Origin of the sequence: Prochlorococcus marinus, from assembly GCF_001180245.1 — a bacterium.
GTDB lineage: Bacteria > Cyanobacteriota > Cyanobacteriia > PCC-6307 > Cyanobiaceae > Prochlorococcus_A > Prochlorococcus_A marinus_F.
This window is the reverse complement of the sequence record NZ_CVSV01000134.1, coordinates 1-14,868: the sequence shown is the minus strand read 5'-3', so window position 1 is coordinate 14,868 and position 14,868 is coordinate 1. Positions and strand designations below refer to the sequence as shown.

The 14,868-nt window shown below is 31.3% G+C and carries 12 protein-coding genes and 1 pseudogene; 7 read left to right on the top strand and 6 right to left on the bottom strand.

Translation table 11 applies throughout. The features are described from left to right. Positions 1 to 14 precede the first annotated feature (14 nt). Positions 15 to 1,388 (bottom strand): diaminopimelate decarboxylase, encoded by a 1,374-nt coding sequence (lysA, locus tag AMO19_RS08150; RefSeq protein ID WP_075508075.1) that lies wholly within the window; start codon positions 1,386 to 1,388, stop codon positions 15 to 17. Positions 1,389 to 1,475: 87 nt separating this feature from the next. Between lysA and rimI the strand changes: the two genes are divergently transcribed. The 4 genes from rimI to AMO19_RS08130 all read left to right on the top strand — a co-directional run bounded on the left by rimI (position 1,476) and on the right by AMO19_RS08130 (position 6,636). Beyond that, a complete protein-coding gene (gene rimI / locus AMO19_RS08145) occupies positions 1,476 to 1,916 on the top strand; it encodes a ribosomal protein S18-alanine N-acetyltransferase (RefSeq protein WP_075508074.1) in 441 nt (146 codons plus the stop codon). 179 nt (positions 1,917 to 2,095) lie between these two features. Beyond that, positions 2,096 to 4,621, top strand: coding sequence for an ATP-dependent Clp protease ATP-binding subunit (locus tag AMO19_RS08140; protein WP_075508073.1), 2,526 nt, complete (start codon positions 2,096 to 2,098; stop codon positions 4,619 to 4,621). A 15-nt stretch (positions 4,622 to 4,636) separates the two neighbouring features. Then, positions 4,637 to 5,728 carry an iron-containing alcohol dehydrogenase gene (locus AMO19_RS08135; RefSeq protein WP_075508072.1) on the top strand — a complete coding sequence of 364 codons (1,092 nt, stop codon included), beginning with the start codon at positions 4,637 to 4,639 and terminating at the stop codon, positions 5,726 to 5,728. 8 nt (positions 5,729 to 5,736) lie between these two features. Next, positions 5,737 to 6,636, top strand: coding sequence for an alpha/beta fold hydrolase (locus tag AMO19_RS08130; RefSeq protein WP_075508071.1), 900 nt, complete (start codon positions 5,737 to 5,739; stop codon positions 6,634 to 6,636). A gap of 8 nt (positions 6,637 to 6,644) precedes the next feature. Here the strand turns inward: AMO19_RS08130 and AMO19_RS08125 are convergent, their stop codons facing one another. After that, a complete protein-coding gene (locus AMO19_RS08125) occupies positions 6,645 to 7,502 on the bottom strand; it encodes a phosphatidate cytidylyltransferase (protein ID WP_075508070.1) in 858 nt (285 codons plus the stop codon). 9 nt (positions 7,503 to 7,511) lie between these two features. After that, on the bottom strand, positions 7,512 to 8,909 hold the full coding sequence (locus tag AMO19_RS08120) for an aminotransferase class I/II-fold pyridoxal phosphate-dependent enzyme (protein WP_075508069.1): 1,398 nt from the start codon (positions 8,907 to 8,909) through the stop codon (positions 7,512 to 7,514). A gap of 64 nt (positions 8,910 to 8,973) precedes the next feature. On the opposite strand from AMO19_RS08120, the gene AMO19_RS08115 reads away from it, so the two are divergent. Both AMO19_RS08115 and AMO19_RS08110 read left to right on the top strand, forming a co-directional pair. Next, positions 8,974 to 10,629, top strand: coding sequence for an ABC1 kinase family protein (locus tag AMO19_RS08115; RefSeq protein ID WP_075508068.1), 1,656 nt, complete (start codon positions 8,974 to 8,976; stop codon positions 10,627 to 10,629). Between the two features lie 107 nt (positions 10,630 to 10,736). Beyond that, positions 10,737 to 11,231: a helix-turn-helix domain-containing protein gene (locus tag AMO19_RS08110; RefSeq protein WP_075508087.1), complete on the top strand. Its 495-nt coding sequence runs from the start codon at positions 10,737 to 10,739 to the stop codon at positions 11,229 to 11,231. A 13-nt stretch (positions 11,232 to 11,244) separates the two neighbouring features. Here AMO19_RS08110 and malQ read toward each other — a convergent pair whose 3' ends face one another. Next, positions 11,245 to 12,765, bottom strand: a complete 1,521-nt coding sequence (gene malQ / locus AMO19_RS08105) for a 4-alpha-glucanotransferase (RefSeq protein ID WP_075508067.1) — start codon at positions 12,763 to 12,765, stop codon at positions 11,245 to 11,247. 246 nt (positions 12,766 to 13,011) lie between these two features. Here malQ and AMO19_RS08100 point away from each other — a divergent pair, with 246 nt between their 5' ends. After that, the gene (locus AMO19_RS08100) at positions 13,012 to 14,007 is read left to right on the top strand and encodes a ribose-phosphate pyrophosphokinase (RefSeq protein ID WP_075508066.1); all 996 of its coding nucleotides are present in this window, start codon (positions 13,012 to 13,014) and stop codon (positions 14,005 to 14,007) included. A 13-nt stretch (positions 14,008 to 14,020) separates the two neighbouring features. Here the strand turns inward: AMO19_RS08100 and AMO19_RS08095 are convergent, their stop codons facing one another. Together AMO19_RS08095 and AMO19_RS08090 are read right to left on the bottom strand one after the other, a co-directional pair. Next, positions 14,021 to 14,455, bottom strand: a complete 435-nt coding sequence (locus tag AMO19_RS08095) for a Villin headpiece domain-containing protein (RefSeq protein ID WP_075508065.1) — start codon at positions 14,453 to 14,455, stop codon at positions 14,021 to 14,023. Between the two features lie 69 nt (positions 14,456 to 14,524). Beyond that, positions 14,525 to 14,868 (bottom strand): annotated as a pseudogene (locus AMO19_RS08090) (hypothetical protein); the annotation flags it as partial.

Below are 14,868 nucleotides of genomic sequence, written 5' to 3'. Positions count from 1 at the left end.
TAATTTAAATTTACCTAATTTTGTTTAATAAAGCGATCAGGCAAAACATCATATTTTAAAAGATCAATTGGACTTTCTCTTTTTTGAATAATCTCAGCTTCTCCATTACAAACTAAAAGGGCTGCGGGTCTTGGAATTCTGTTGTAGTTAGAACTCATTGAATTATTGTAAGCACCAGTACCAAAAACACATATGAGATCCCCTGTTTTACATTCTGCTAGTTCAATTTCTTTAAACAATACATCTCCCGATTCGCAGTGTTTGCCAGCAATTGTATATTTATTTTTAGAATTAATATTAAAGGGGTTTTTTACCAAACAAGCAGAGTAATTTGATTGATAAGTTATTGGCCTTGGATTATCACTCATCCCGCCATCAACAGATAAATAAGTTCTGATTCCAGGAATTTCTTTAAAAGCCCCAATTTTGTAAATTGTTACGCCTGCTGTAGAAACGATAGATCTTCCTGGTTCGCACATTAATGTGGGAAAATCCAAGTTGTTTTTTTTACAGGCTTCAACGACGGAAGAAGAAATTGTTTTTACCCATTCATCAATTGAAGGGGGATCATCACTTTCTGTATACCTGATACCTAAACCCCCGCCAACATTAATTTCCTCAATATTATGACCAAATTTTTTGGCTTCCAAGATAACCTTTACCATTATTTCTCCCAGATCCTTATGAGGGTCTAGTTCAAAAATCTGTGAACCAATATGAGCATGTAAACCTTTTAATTTTAGGTGCTTTGTATCGCTGATTCTGTTAAATAAAATATTTAAATATTCTATTCCGAAACCAAATTTGCTATCAAATGATCCAGTCCTAATGTATTCATGTGTATGGCATTCTATCCCCGGAGTAAAGCGAATCATTATTTCTAAATCATGATTAAATGAATTTGAGATCTCATCTAATCTTTCTAAGTCATAATCATTATCTACAATAACCTTAATGTTATTTCTAACTGCGAATTCTAATTCTTTGTCTGATTTGTTGTTACCATGAAAAACAATTTTTTCATTTGGAACCCCACCTTTAATGGCAGTTAATAGTTCTCCTTCTGAAACTGCATCAAGTCCTAAACCTTCAGAGGAAACAAGACTACTCATAAAAATGGAACTATTTGCCTTAGAAGCATATATGGGCAAGGATTTTCCAGGATAATATTTTTCTAATGCCTTTTTGTACGCTTTACAAGAATTTCTTAAAGTGATTTCATCTAGGATATAAAGAGGAGAATCATATTTTTTAACTAGTTCTTCAATACAACATCCACCAACTGACAATTTCCCATCTACTTCAATGGATGTAGTAATAGGGACAATATTTTTGTTAGGACTTTCTGAGTCAATTTTTTGTTTTAAAAAAGATTGTTTTTCTTCCATGAGAGAACTTTAAATAAAGCTTTGCCAAAACTGTCATATTTTATAATGACTTTAGATTTGAACTTTCTAGATCTAAATACATAATAAATGATATTTATTAAACAAATAAATAAAAAAGATATTGATTTATGTTATGAATTAGATTCAAATACGATTTCGCTATGGACTAAAGAACAATGGGCTAACGAATTCAAAAAGGATGGTACAAAAATTTTTGGGTTATTAATTAAAAATTTAGTCATTGGTATATGTGTTTTTCAAGTTGTTCTTGATGAAGCTCAAATAAATTATTTTGTTGTAAAAAAGAAATTTAGAAAACAAGGATTTGGATCTTATCTTATGAGTTATTTAGTAAAAAAATGTGAAAAATTAAAATTAAAGAAATTACTATTAGAGGTTTCTCAGAGCAATGTAACTGCTGAAAGATTTTATAATCGCTTTGATTTTTCTACTGTAGGAATAAGAAAAAATTATTATAAAGATGGTTCACATGCTCTTTTAAAAGAAAAAAAATTAACAACAAAATAATTTAAAAATTTAATTGTTCGGATAACCATAATCCTTGAAATTACTATAATTTCTTGCTATATCACAAAAAAGGTTCAATTTAATTTGATAAATTATACTTTTGGGTATTCACAAAAGCTCATTCTGAACACAAAATAGACATATTACTGGTAGTTTATTAATAGGAATTTAATCTTCTAATGTTTGAAAGATTTACAGAAAAGGCTATAAAGGTCATCATGCTTGCTCAAGAGGAAGCTAGAAGACTTGGTCATAATTTTGTTGGAACTGAACAAATTCTTTTGGGTTTAATTGGAGAAGGAACTGGGGTCGCAGCGAAAGTACTTAAATCACTTGGAGTAAATTTAAAAGATTCAAGGATAGAGGTCGAAAAAATAATAGGTAGAGGTTCAGGTTTTGTAGCTGTAGAAATACCTTTTACTCCTAGGGCTAAAAGAGTTTTAGAATTGTCTTTAGAAGAAGCTCGCCAACTCGGCCACAATTACATTGGGACAGAACATCTATTATTAGGTCTAATAAGAGAAGGTGAAGGTGTAGCTGCAAGAGTTCTTGAAAATCTTAATATTGACCTTACAAAAGTCAGAACTCAAGTTATCAGGATGTTAGGTGAAACAGCCGAAGTTGGCTCAGGTGCTAGTACATCTAAAGGTAACTTGAAAACTGCTACTCTTGATGAATTCGGAACAAATTTAACAAAATTAGCAAGTGAATCAAAATTAGATCCAGTCGTTGGACGTCATTCAGAAATAGACCGTGTAGTTCAAATACTAGGCAGGAGGACAAAAAATAATCCTGTTCTTATTGGAGAGCCAGGTGTAGGTAAAACAGCTATCGCAGAAGGTTTAGCTCAAAGAATACAAACTGGGGATATTCCAGACATACTTGAAGATAAAAGAGTTTTAACTCTTGATATAGGTCTTTTGGTAGCAGGAACAAAATATAGAGGTGAATTTGAAGAAAGGTTAAAAAAAATAATGGAAGAAATTAAGTCAGCAGGTAACGTCATTCTTGTAATAGATGAAGTGCATACTTTAATTGGTGCTGGAGCTGCTGAAGGAGCTATAGATGCAGCAAATATACTCAAGCCTGCATTAGCTAGAGGGGAACTTCAATGTATTGGAGCAACAACTCTAGATGAATATAGAAAACATATTGAAAGAGATGCTGCTCTAGAAAGAAGATTCCAGCCTGTAATGGTAGGGGAGCCATCTATAGAAGATACAATCGAAATTTTAAAAGGTCTAAGAGAGCGTTACGAACAACATCATCGTCTAAAAATTACTGATGATGCGTTAGAAGCCGCCGCTCATTTAGGGGATCGTTATATATCTGACAGATTTTTACCTGATAAGGCTATTGACCTCATCGACGAAGCTGGAAGTAGAGTACGTTTAATAAATTCTAAACTTCCCCCTGAAGCAAAACAAATAGATAGAGAACTAAGACAAGTCCAAAAACAGAAGGAAGAATCTGTAAGAGACCAAAATTTCGATCAAGCTGGCCAATTACGTGAAAAGGAGATGGAATTGTCTGCAAAAATTAAAGAGGTATTGGACAATAAAAAAGAATCTACAGAGGTAGATCAATCTGATGCTGATAATTCTGTAAAAAGTGATTCAAAACTTTTACAAAGTCCCCTTGTTAGTGAAGAAGATGTAGCTCACATAGTGGCTTCATGGACAGGCGTTCCTGTTCAAAAATTAACAGAAACTGAATCAGTCAAGCTTCTTAATATGGAGGAAACACTTCATCAAAGGCTTATTGGACAAGATGAAGCTGTAAAGGCTGTCTCAAGAGCTATAAGAAGAGCAAGAGTTGGATTAAAAAATCCTAATAGACCAATAGCAAGTTTTATCTTTTCTGGTCCTACTGGTGTTGGTAAAACTGAATTGACTAAATCATTAGCTTCATATTTCTTCGGTAGTGAAGAAGCAATGATCAGATTAGATATGTCAGAATTCATGGAAAGACATACAGTTAGTAAACTTATAGGCTCGCCTCCTGGTTATGTTGGTTTTAATGAAGGTGGCCAGCTTACTGAAGCAGTTAGAAGACGTCCTTATACAGTCGTTTTATTTGATGAAGTTGAAAAGGCGCATCCAGATGTTTTCAACTTACTATTGCAACTACTTGAAGACGGAAGATTAACTGACTCCAAAGGTAGAACTGTAGATTTTAAAAATACGTTGTTAATAATGACCTCTAATATCGGTTCAAAAGTAATCGAGAAAGGAGGTGGCGGACTAGGATTCGAATTCTCAGGTGATTCAGTTGAAGATAGCCAATATAATAGGATTAAATCATTAGTTAATGAAGAACTTAAGCAATACTTTAGGCCTGAATTTTTAAATAGACTTGATGAAATAATTGTATTCAGACAACTAACTAAAAATGAAGTAAAAGAAATTGCTGAAATAATGTTACAAGAAGTTTTTGTACGATTACAAGATAAAGGCATTAAATTAAATGTTACCGATGCTTTCAAAGAAAGACTTGTTGAAGAAGGTTATAATCCTTCATACGGAGCAAGACCTTTGAGGAGGGCAGTTATGCGTTTACTCGAAGATAGTTTGGCTGAAGAAGTTCTTTCTGGGAGAATAAAAGATGGAGATAATGCTTTAGTTGATATAGATGATAATAAAAAAGTTACAATAAATATTTCTTCTGAAGAATCTTCTCAAGAGCTAGCAGGCGCTAACTTCTAATCATTCAAAGTAAATATGCAGTCAATCTCTCCAGAAACTATATATAGGGGAATTAATGCTTGGGAAGACTCTTTACCTCAAATTACTAAATTAACTAAAAGCCCATTAATTTTAGGTAGAGGGGTTCAAACGAATAATTTGAGAAATAATATTTTTAATGATTTAAAAAATCAAAAACTTAATGTTAATTCAGCTAATTTACAATTTGATTGTTGTTACGAAGATATTTCAAGAGTTAAGAATATTATTTCAAAGAATAATAATGATTGTGTTATCGCAGCTGGAGGTGGCAAAGTTCTAGATTCTGGAAAATATATAGCCGAGTCTCTTAATATCCCTTGTATTACAGTCCCCCTTAGCTCCTCCACATGTGCAGGTTGGACAGCCTTATCAAATATATATACAAAGTATGGTCAATTCATAAAGGATGTCGCATTAAGATCTTGCCCGAAAATTCTAGTTTATGATCATAAATTTATTCAAACAGCTCCATCAAGATTACTTGCAAGTGGAGTAGCAGATGCCTTGGCAAAATGGTACGAATCCTCGATAACAAGTTCAACTATAGATGACGGTTTTGTTCAACAAGCAATTCAGATATCAAGAGTTTTAAGAGATCAACTTTTAATAGATGGAGAAAAAGCGTTTAAGGGTCAATTTAAAAATTATCCTTCTTGGCAAAATACTGTAGAGGCATGTGGACTTACAGCAGGATTAGTTGGTGGTATTGGTGGAGAAAAGTGTAGGACTGCAGCAGCACATGCTTTTCATAATGCAATTACTCAGATAATCACCCCTAATAAATTCTTACATGGTGAGATTGTTGGGGTTGGATTATTATTGCAACTAAGATTAGAAGAAAGAAAAAATAATAATAAATTAGCTGATCAATCAATTAAACAATTATTTGTACTCATGAAAGAATTGAATTTGCCAACTACTATCGGACAACTTGGAATAAATGTTTTTGAAAATAATAATTTAGAGAAAATTGCTGATTTTACTTGTCGAGATAAATCTGAGATTCACTTTTTGCCTTTTGAAATTAATAAAAAGGATATAATAGAACTCATTTCAAATTTTGAACAACAAAAAATTAAAATATAAACATTTTTTTGACTAAAAACAATTTTGAACAATTAAGTGATTTAAATGCAGAATTTTTTGAAAGTGCCAAATTGTCAATATTAGACCCTTTAGGTATTTATTTGGCAAATGATGTTAAGTGGATAAAACTCAACCAAAACTGGAATTCTTTAAAATTTCCAGTAGTTATTGGAGGGAAAGGTCAACCTATACTCCTATTACATGGCTTTGATAGTAGTTTTTTAGAATTCAGGAGAATATATAAATCACTAAAAAGAAATTTTCAAGTTATTGTTCCTGATCTGCTGGGTTTTGGTTTTAGTCCTAGGTGCGCGACAAATGAATACAATTCCTCGAAAATAATTTCACATTTAATTGATCTCCTTAAGGCCTTAAAGATAGCAAAGAATCTAAAAATTATTGGTGCCTCTATGGGTGGCTCAACAGCTTTAAAACTTGCTTTTGAAATTCCTGATTCTATTGATAAAATTTTACTTTTGTCCCCTGCCGGATTGTTTGGAGAACCTAAGAGTATCCCTTTCCCTCTTAACCAAATTGGCGCCTCATTTCTTGGATTACCTCAGGTCAGAAAAAGTCTTTGTAGGCAAGCATTTGCTTTTCCAGATAAATGTGTTGGTAAGATGGAAGAGCAAATTGCATCAATTCATCTAGGTTGTAAAGGATGGAGGAATTCACTTGCATCATTCGCAAAAAGCGGTGGGTTTGCAGGGACTCAAAAATATATCCAAAATATCCCAATTAAGACATTATGTGGAGAAAATGATCGAATTCTTGGGAAAAATGAGATTAAAAATATAAGAAGTATTGAAAAATTAAATTTTGTAGGGTTACAAAATTGTGGTCATCTTCCACATATAGATCTACCATCATTATCTAGTAAAATTATCCAAGATTATTTTTTGGAATAAAAGATTTTTTAATTTAGATACTTGAGAATTATAAAAATATAATACAAAACAGATGGAGTAAAGATGTAACTGTCAATTCTATCAAGAATTCCTCCATGCCCAGGTAAAAAAGTTCCAGAATCTTTTATTTTTGCATCTCTCTTCATCATAGATTCAATTAAATCTCCAACTAATGCCATAAGAGAAATTGAAATTCCATATATTATTCCAGCAAATAATGGATTTTCCCAATTCATTAAAAATGCAAAAAATATTGCTAGTAAAGTTGAACAGGATATTCCTCCAATTAAACCTTCTATAGTTTTGCTTGGAGATATTGGAGATAGAGATGTTTTACCAAAAGACTTCCCAATGAAATAAGAGCCAATATCACTAGCTACAATTAAAAAACAAGAAGTTAAAGTTAAATGAAGACCTGTAGTATTTGATAAGTTCTCAAAAGAAATAAAACCCTGATTTGAACTTATTATCACTGAATCTAATCCCCTTAACTTAATCCAGTAACTTGGCAAAAAACCTAGATAGAATAATCCAAAAATAGAGGCTGCAATATCTGAAATTGTCCCAGGTTTTGGTTGCAAAAGTAACCAAGTGCATATCCCAACTGAACAGATTGGCAAAATTGAATTTGAAATTTCTCCTTCAAGCACACCAATAGTCTCAAGATAAGTAGAAAATATAATAATAAAGGACGAAAATAATGTGGTTTTTGTAGCTGGTCTTATTCCTTTAAATTCCGCCATTTTAAAAAATTCTAACAATGCTAGATATGTGAGCATCGCAGTTGCCAATGTAAAAAACCATCCCCCCATCAAAACAACAATTAAACCAAAAATTCCTATAAGTAATCCGCTTCTTAATCTCATATGAAATTACTATGTTTCTATGACTCTTATATTAAAATTTACCAGATCTTTGTTGCATAAACTTTGATTATTGATCCAATTAAACCTTTTTATATCAATTATTTCTCCAGGAACTAGTAGAGGTATCCCAGGAGGATAAGGGCAAATAATATCTCCTGATATTTTATTTAATGACTGGGAGAAAGGAATAGTACGAGTATCACTTCTCCAAGCAAACCCAATTTCAATATCGGGTGCTTTAACTAATTCAAAGGGCGATTGGAGAACATCTATATTTTTTGATTTTTTAGAATTTAATAGCAATTTTTTCCATAACTTTTCAAATAAATTAAGAAAATCTTTTTGATTTGCAAATCCTAAGCAAAACGTGAGAGTCATCATTTCTGGTAATTCTGCAATTAGGCCATTTTTATAAAAAAAATTATCAGCAGTAAAACCATCAATTCCAGCCTTTGAGGTATTTAATACAATTTTTAAAGGATCTTGGGTTTCTATGAGAGGAATATTTTTTTGAATTAATTTTTTGTAGATATTTTTTGCTTCTGAAATTCTTTTTTGATATTTTGATAAACTTTTTTTATTAAGCCAGTCTTTAATAGACTCTTCACAAGAAGAAAGTAATAAGGAACTTGGACTAGTAGTTTGCAATAAATTAATACTCTTTATTAAATTACTTTCATTAATTAGATTCCCTTTATACCAGAGTATCGCCGTTTGAGTTAAACCATTTAGTGACTTATGCAATGAATTGACGACTAAATCAGCGTTTGATGATAAGGCGGGTTTTGGTAAATTTAGGTTTTTGCAAAAAAGGAAATAAGAACCATGGGCTTCATCCACTAAAACAGGTAAATTTTTTTGATGACAAATATCTATTAACGGCTCTAAATCTCCTGCATAACCTTGATAAGAGGGACTTACAAGAATTACTCCTACAATTTTATTTTTATCAAAATCTAATTTTTTAAATACATTTTCCAACCAAATCTTTGTAATTGGTTTGTAATGACCCGTTTCTTTTGAAAATTCTAAGTCAAAAAAAATTGGATTTATGTTCTGCATCGCACAGATTTTTATAACACTTATATGAACATTTCTAGGCATCAGGATAGTTTCGCCTGGATTTGCCATAGCAATTACTGCTGATTGTATTAATCCAGAAGCTCCATTAACTCCAAAAAAACATCCTTTCGCCCCAAATTTATCAGAGAATTCCCTTTGAGAATTAGCAATTAATCCGTTTTGGGATAGTGGCGAACCTATTTCAGGTAGTTCGGGCAAGTCCCAATACCCAGGGGGATTTTTTAATAACTTTACTAATTTTTTTGGCAAAGCAACCCCTCTGTTATGAGCGGGAAAAAATAGAGACTTTGAAAACTTTTTAGTTAGAAAAGATGAAATGCTCATAAAGTATTATTGACATATATAGAATGGATTACATGGTAATCTTTTTTGATTTTTTTTATCTTTAATGAAAGGGTCTTATTCGAAATATTCAGCAAAAGAGGACTTAATTTGGTTGATGTTGAGACCATGGATTTTTATACCAAGAGTTTTATATATCCTTTTAACTTTTATTTTTCTTTTTATTAGAATACTTTTTCAAGGTAACAGTAAAAATAAAAATGTACAAAAAAATCTTTCGAAATATCTTTTTGATGTAATAACAGATTTAGGACCTTGTTTTATCAAATTAGGGCAAGCACTCTCAACTAGACCAGATCTTGTTAGACAAGATTGGCTTACAGAACTTACAAACTTACAGGATAATCTTCCAGCATTTGATCACAAAATTGCTTTAAAAATTATTGAGGAGGAACTTGGATCACCTGCTAATGAATTATTTGAAGAGTTTCCAGATAGTCCAATTGCTTCGGCAAGCTTAGGTCAAGTTTATAAAGCAAAAATAAATAATTCTTATCTAGCTGTGAAAGTACAGCGGCCAAATTTGTACTTTCTCATAAGAAGGGATGTCGTAATTTTAAGGTTTTTAGGAACTTTTTTATCCCCATTCTTGCCATTAAATATAGGCGTTGGAATTGGTGAAATAATAGATGAATTCGGTAAAGCACTTTTTGATGAAATTGACTATCAAAAAGAGGCCGAAAATGCCTTGAAGTTTGCAAATTTATTCAAAGCAAACCCAAATATTTTTATTCCTAAATTAGAAAAAAAGTTTTCATCGAAAAGGATTATCACAACCTCTTGGATTGATGGAGTTAAGTTAAGAGATCGAGCTTTATTAGAGGAAAATAACTTAATACCTTCTTCATTTATAAAAACTTGTGTTATTAGTGGACTACAGCAATTATTTGAATTTGGATATTTTCATGCAGACCCACATCCAGGAAATATGTTTGCTCTCAAAGGAGGAAGTTCAGATTGTGGGAATTTAGCTTATGTCGATTTTGGAATGATGGACACTATAACAAATTCAGATAGACTTACTCTCATTAAAGCAATTGTTCACATAATAAATGAAGAATATTATCTTTTGGCAAAAGATTTCCAGAAATTAGGTTTTTTAACTAAAGAACAAGATCTTCAAAAACTGGTTGAACCATTAAAAGAAGTTCTAGGAGGTTCTCTAGGAGCTGAAGTTGGTAATTTTAATCTTAAAAATGTAACTGATAAATTCTCAAAACTAATGTATTCCTATCCTTTTAGAGTTCCCAGTAGGTTTGCCTTAATAATAAGAGCCGTTGTCAGTCAAGAAGGTTTAGCACTAAGACTAGACCCTGAATTTAAAATTTTAAAAATTGCTTATCCATATATTGCTAAAAAACTACTTACCGATAATTCTGAAGAGATTTTAGAAATCCTTTTAGAAGTCGTTTTTGATAAAAAAGGTCAGATTCAAATAGAAAAAGTTGAAAGCTTGTTAAATATTTTGTTTAAAGATTCAGGTAATATTAATTCAGACCTCATACCAGTTGCGAACGCGGGATTGAAATTATTTGTCAGTAAACAAGGATCCGAAGTTAGGAAGAATCTTCTTTTAAGTCTTATAAAAGATGAAAAATTAGAATTTACTGATGCGAAAAAACTCTTAACTTTAATAAGAGATACCTTTAGCCCTCTGAATATGGCAAAAAGTGCGGTGCAAAATATTATTTCTCCAGTTTAGTTTTTATATTTATATCTAATAAACTTACTTATGTTCAATTCTATTAAAATTAGATGTATGGTTTTAAAAATGAGAAGTAAAAAGATTATTTAGCTTTGGAAGATAAAATGAATATTTTGAAAAGTCTCTTTTTATTTAATAAGAAATCTGAAAAAAATAAAGAATTTAATCCTGGATTGGTTGACCAATATATAGAAATTGCAAGGTTAGTAAAAGAAGCCAGAATTCAACGAAACCTTACAATTAAAGAATTATCATACATTTCAAAAATTCCTGACAGAATAATAAACTCTATTGAAAATAATAATAAAAATATTAGGCCAGAGTATCCTTTTATAAGATCTATATTAATTAAATTAGAGGAATGCTTAGTATTAAAAAAAAATACATTGTTAAATTTAGCAGTTAGAGAAAGAAAAATATTAAAGAAAGAGGGAAAGGATTTTATGTTCAGTAAATTCGATCTTATCAATACATGGCAAGGAAGTCTTTTGTATTTTTTTATATTAGTTTTAACTATATTTCTACTAAAGAGGTACTTTATTTTAAATGTAAATGTTATAGAGATTCAAAATATTGAAAATCAAATCATTGATAAATAATTTTTAGCAAGATCTACTTTAGAGTTCTCCCAAAATTATTTCCTAGCTCACTATATTTTTTTATATTTTCTTCTATTTCCTCTAAAGGACGATTTAACTTCCATTTCCAGTTATTTTTTATGGTGCCAGGTTTGTTTAATCTACTTGAATCGTCTAGAGATAATATATCTTGTAATGGAGCGATAAAAAGATTAGCTTTTGTCTCCATGCCAATTTCTATTAAATCCCAAGAAGGATTTTCTGAAAATTTATACTCATCTTTTATTCTTTTTTTGGATTCATAATCTAAATTGCCCCACCATGAAAGAGAAGTAGAGTTGTCGTGAGTACCTGTATAAACAACCCAATTTTCTCCTTCAATATTCTTAGGTAAATAAGGATTATCTTCATTGCCATCGAAAGCGAATTGTAATATTTTCATGCCAGGCAGTTCAAAATTTTCCCTTAATTTCTCTACATCTGGAGTTATTACTCCTAGATCCTCTGCAATAATTGGTAGATAGTTAACCCCTAGATCTCTTTTTACTTTTTTTAATAGTGTTTTGCCTGGAGAATTTATCCATTTTCCAATAATTGCCGATTTAGAACTGCCATTAACTCTCCAGTAACCTGCCAAACCCCTGAAATGATCAAATCTCAATATGTCTACAAGTTCAAATTGCCTTTGAAATCTTTTTCTCCACCAATCGAAATTAGTCCTCTTATGTTTTGACCAAAAGTAAGTTGGGGTGCCCCATAATTGTCCTGTTGATGAAAAATAATCAGGTGGAACACCACTTTGAAAGATTAAATCTCCATTTTTAAAAATTGAAAACAATGATTTATTACTCCATACGTCGGCACTGTCTCTAGAGACATAAAAAGGCAAATCTCCTATCAGCTTAATGTTTCTTGATTTTGCAAAGTTTTTAATGACACTCCATTGCTCATCAAGATGCCACTGTATTAATTTTTTAATAAGTATCTCTTCACTTTTTTTCTTAATCCACGATTTTAAGAACCTTTTATTTTTTATTTTAAATTCTTGAGGCCATTCCCACCAAGGCAACATATTAAATTCCTCTCTGATGACAACAAATATTGCATAATCTTCAACCCAAGAATTCCTCCTGATCCATTTGTTAAAATTAATTTTTCTTTCTTCAGATTGTGAACCCCAACCTTGCAAAAGAAGGAGACCTAATTTCTTTGTTAAGTCATCAGCTATATCAAATTCAAAATGATCTTTATTATGATTTGTTGGGCCTAGATTTTCTTTATTTGAAATGAAGATATAACCTTTTTCTATTAAATCATCTATATCCAAAAACCATGGGTTTAGTGCAAAACTAGATGGGGAGCTGTATGGAGAACCAGTAGAGTCAGTAGGTGTTAGAGGTAAAAATTGCCAGTATTCAATTCCATGCTTATGTAGTTTTTTTATCCACTCTTTAGCTCCTTTACCAAAAGTTCCACATACACTTCCCCCTGGAATACATGTTGGATGCATAAGTATGCCTAATGATTTTTTTGCAATAATTGAATCTATTGGCATGTTTAAATATATATATATTGATCCTTTGGACTTAACGTGTTTTAAATTCTCTAAATTCAACCATATACAAATTTTATACAATTGACAAATATCAAGCCTAGTTTAAGTCTGAAAAAATAAATTTCTAATTTTTAATCAATAATTTTTTGTTTTGTTGATAAGACTTTTGAAAATATCTAGTCATTATCTTTTGCGAAATTCACATAAACGACTACGATAAGAATATAGTTTTATGGTGCAAATTTCGTGACAAGTTTTATCACGGCAATGCAGAGTAAAGAATCGAACTTTAATCTAACTAATAGTAGATTAAGGCTAGTGAGTGGGACATCAAATCCTAAATTAGCTGAAGAAATTGCATCATACTTAGGAATTAAAAATGTACCTTTAATATCTAAAAGATTTGCAGATGGAGAACTTTATGTTCAGATTCAGCAATCTATCAGAGGATGTGATGTATTCCTTATACAACCTACATGCGCTCCTGTAAACGATAGTTTAATGGAGCTCATGATCATGGTTGACGCTTGCAAAAGAGCTTCTGCAAGACAAATAACGGCTGTAATTCCCTATTTTGGATATGCAAGGGCAGATAGGAAAACCTCAGGAAGAGAGTCTATAACTGCAAAATTAACTGCCAATTTACTAGAGAAATCAGGAGTTGATAGAGTTTTAGCGATGGACTTACACTCGGCTCAAATACAAGGCTACTTCGATATACCATGCGATCATATATACGGTTCACCTGTGTTAATTGATTATCTAGAATCTCTAGATTTAGAAGAAATAGTTGTAGTCTCTCCTGATGTAGGCGGGGTAGCAAGAGCAAGAGCGTTCGCGAAATTAATGAATGATGCGCCGTTGGCTATCATTGATAAAAGGAGAGCTGCGCATAATGTCGCTGAAAGTCTAACCGTTATTGGTGAAGTCAAAGGTAAAACGGCTATTCTTATAGACGACATGATAGACACTGGAGGAACAATTTGTTCTGGAGCAAATTTACTAAAAAAAGAAGGTGCTAATAGAATATTTGCATGTGCCTCACATGCTGTATTTTCTCCTCCTTCTTGTGAAAGATTAAGTTCTAAGAATCTTTTCGAACAAGTTATTGTGACTAACAGCATACCAGTTATACATAAAGATAATTTCCCACAGTTAAAAGTTCTTTCCGTCGCAAATATGCTTGGGGAAGCTATTTGGAGAATCCACGAAGAAAGTTCTGTAAGTTCTATGTTTAGATAAAAAAATTTATTTTTTACAAACCTTGTAATTTCTTGAGTCTCTCAGTTTCAATCCTAAATTGTTTTTCGATCTTTTCAGGAACATTATCTGGACACACTTGAAGAGCTGATTCAACTAATTGCAGAGATGCAATAAATTGTAATTGATTCATATCAACTTTTTGTTCTTTCTTTTTCTCTATTATTTTTCCTCCATGTTTTTGTGATACTACTGATGCGAAAGTTGCTGAGGCAACGTTTAATGTTTTTGGGAAATCTAGATCAAATCCTTTTCTAGTCGCATTACATAGAAATGAAACACCCATCCCATGATATAAATCTAAATCATTTTTATTGGCAGGGGAATTTTTAACATTTGCATTTACTTTATTAAATTCATTATTTGTATCAAATAAAAAAGATGAAAAAATAAGAGGAATTGCAAAAATTTTAGATATTTTTAAACTCATATTTGATTTATTTTTAATTCACATTATTAAAGATAACATTTTTTTTTAAACTAAATCTGCCCACAGAATTTATTTAATAATTTTAATTTCGTGATGATTCTCTACTATTTTAAGCATATCTTTGTTCCATGAATATATAACCCTAAATCTGTAATTATCAGAATCTACAAGTCTTGTATGTTCAAGAATATGCCAATCCTTGTAAGAAGATTCAAAAATCATTTCATGCTCGTCAACTTGTTTAATATTTGAAATACCTTCATCATTACTTAAATAAAAATTTTCTCTCTTAAGTTGATGGCCTTTTAAAAATGCATGCATTTCTCCTCGTTCTTTATACTGGGGATTTTCGTCAAAAAAATTATATTTTTTTTTCTGGAAACCAAGTAAATTTATAATGCGGCTCCCATTCT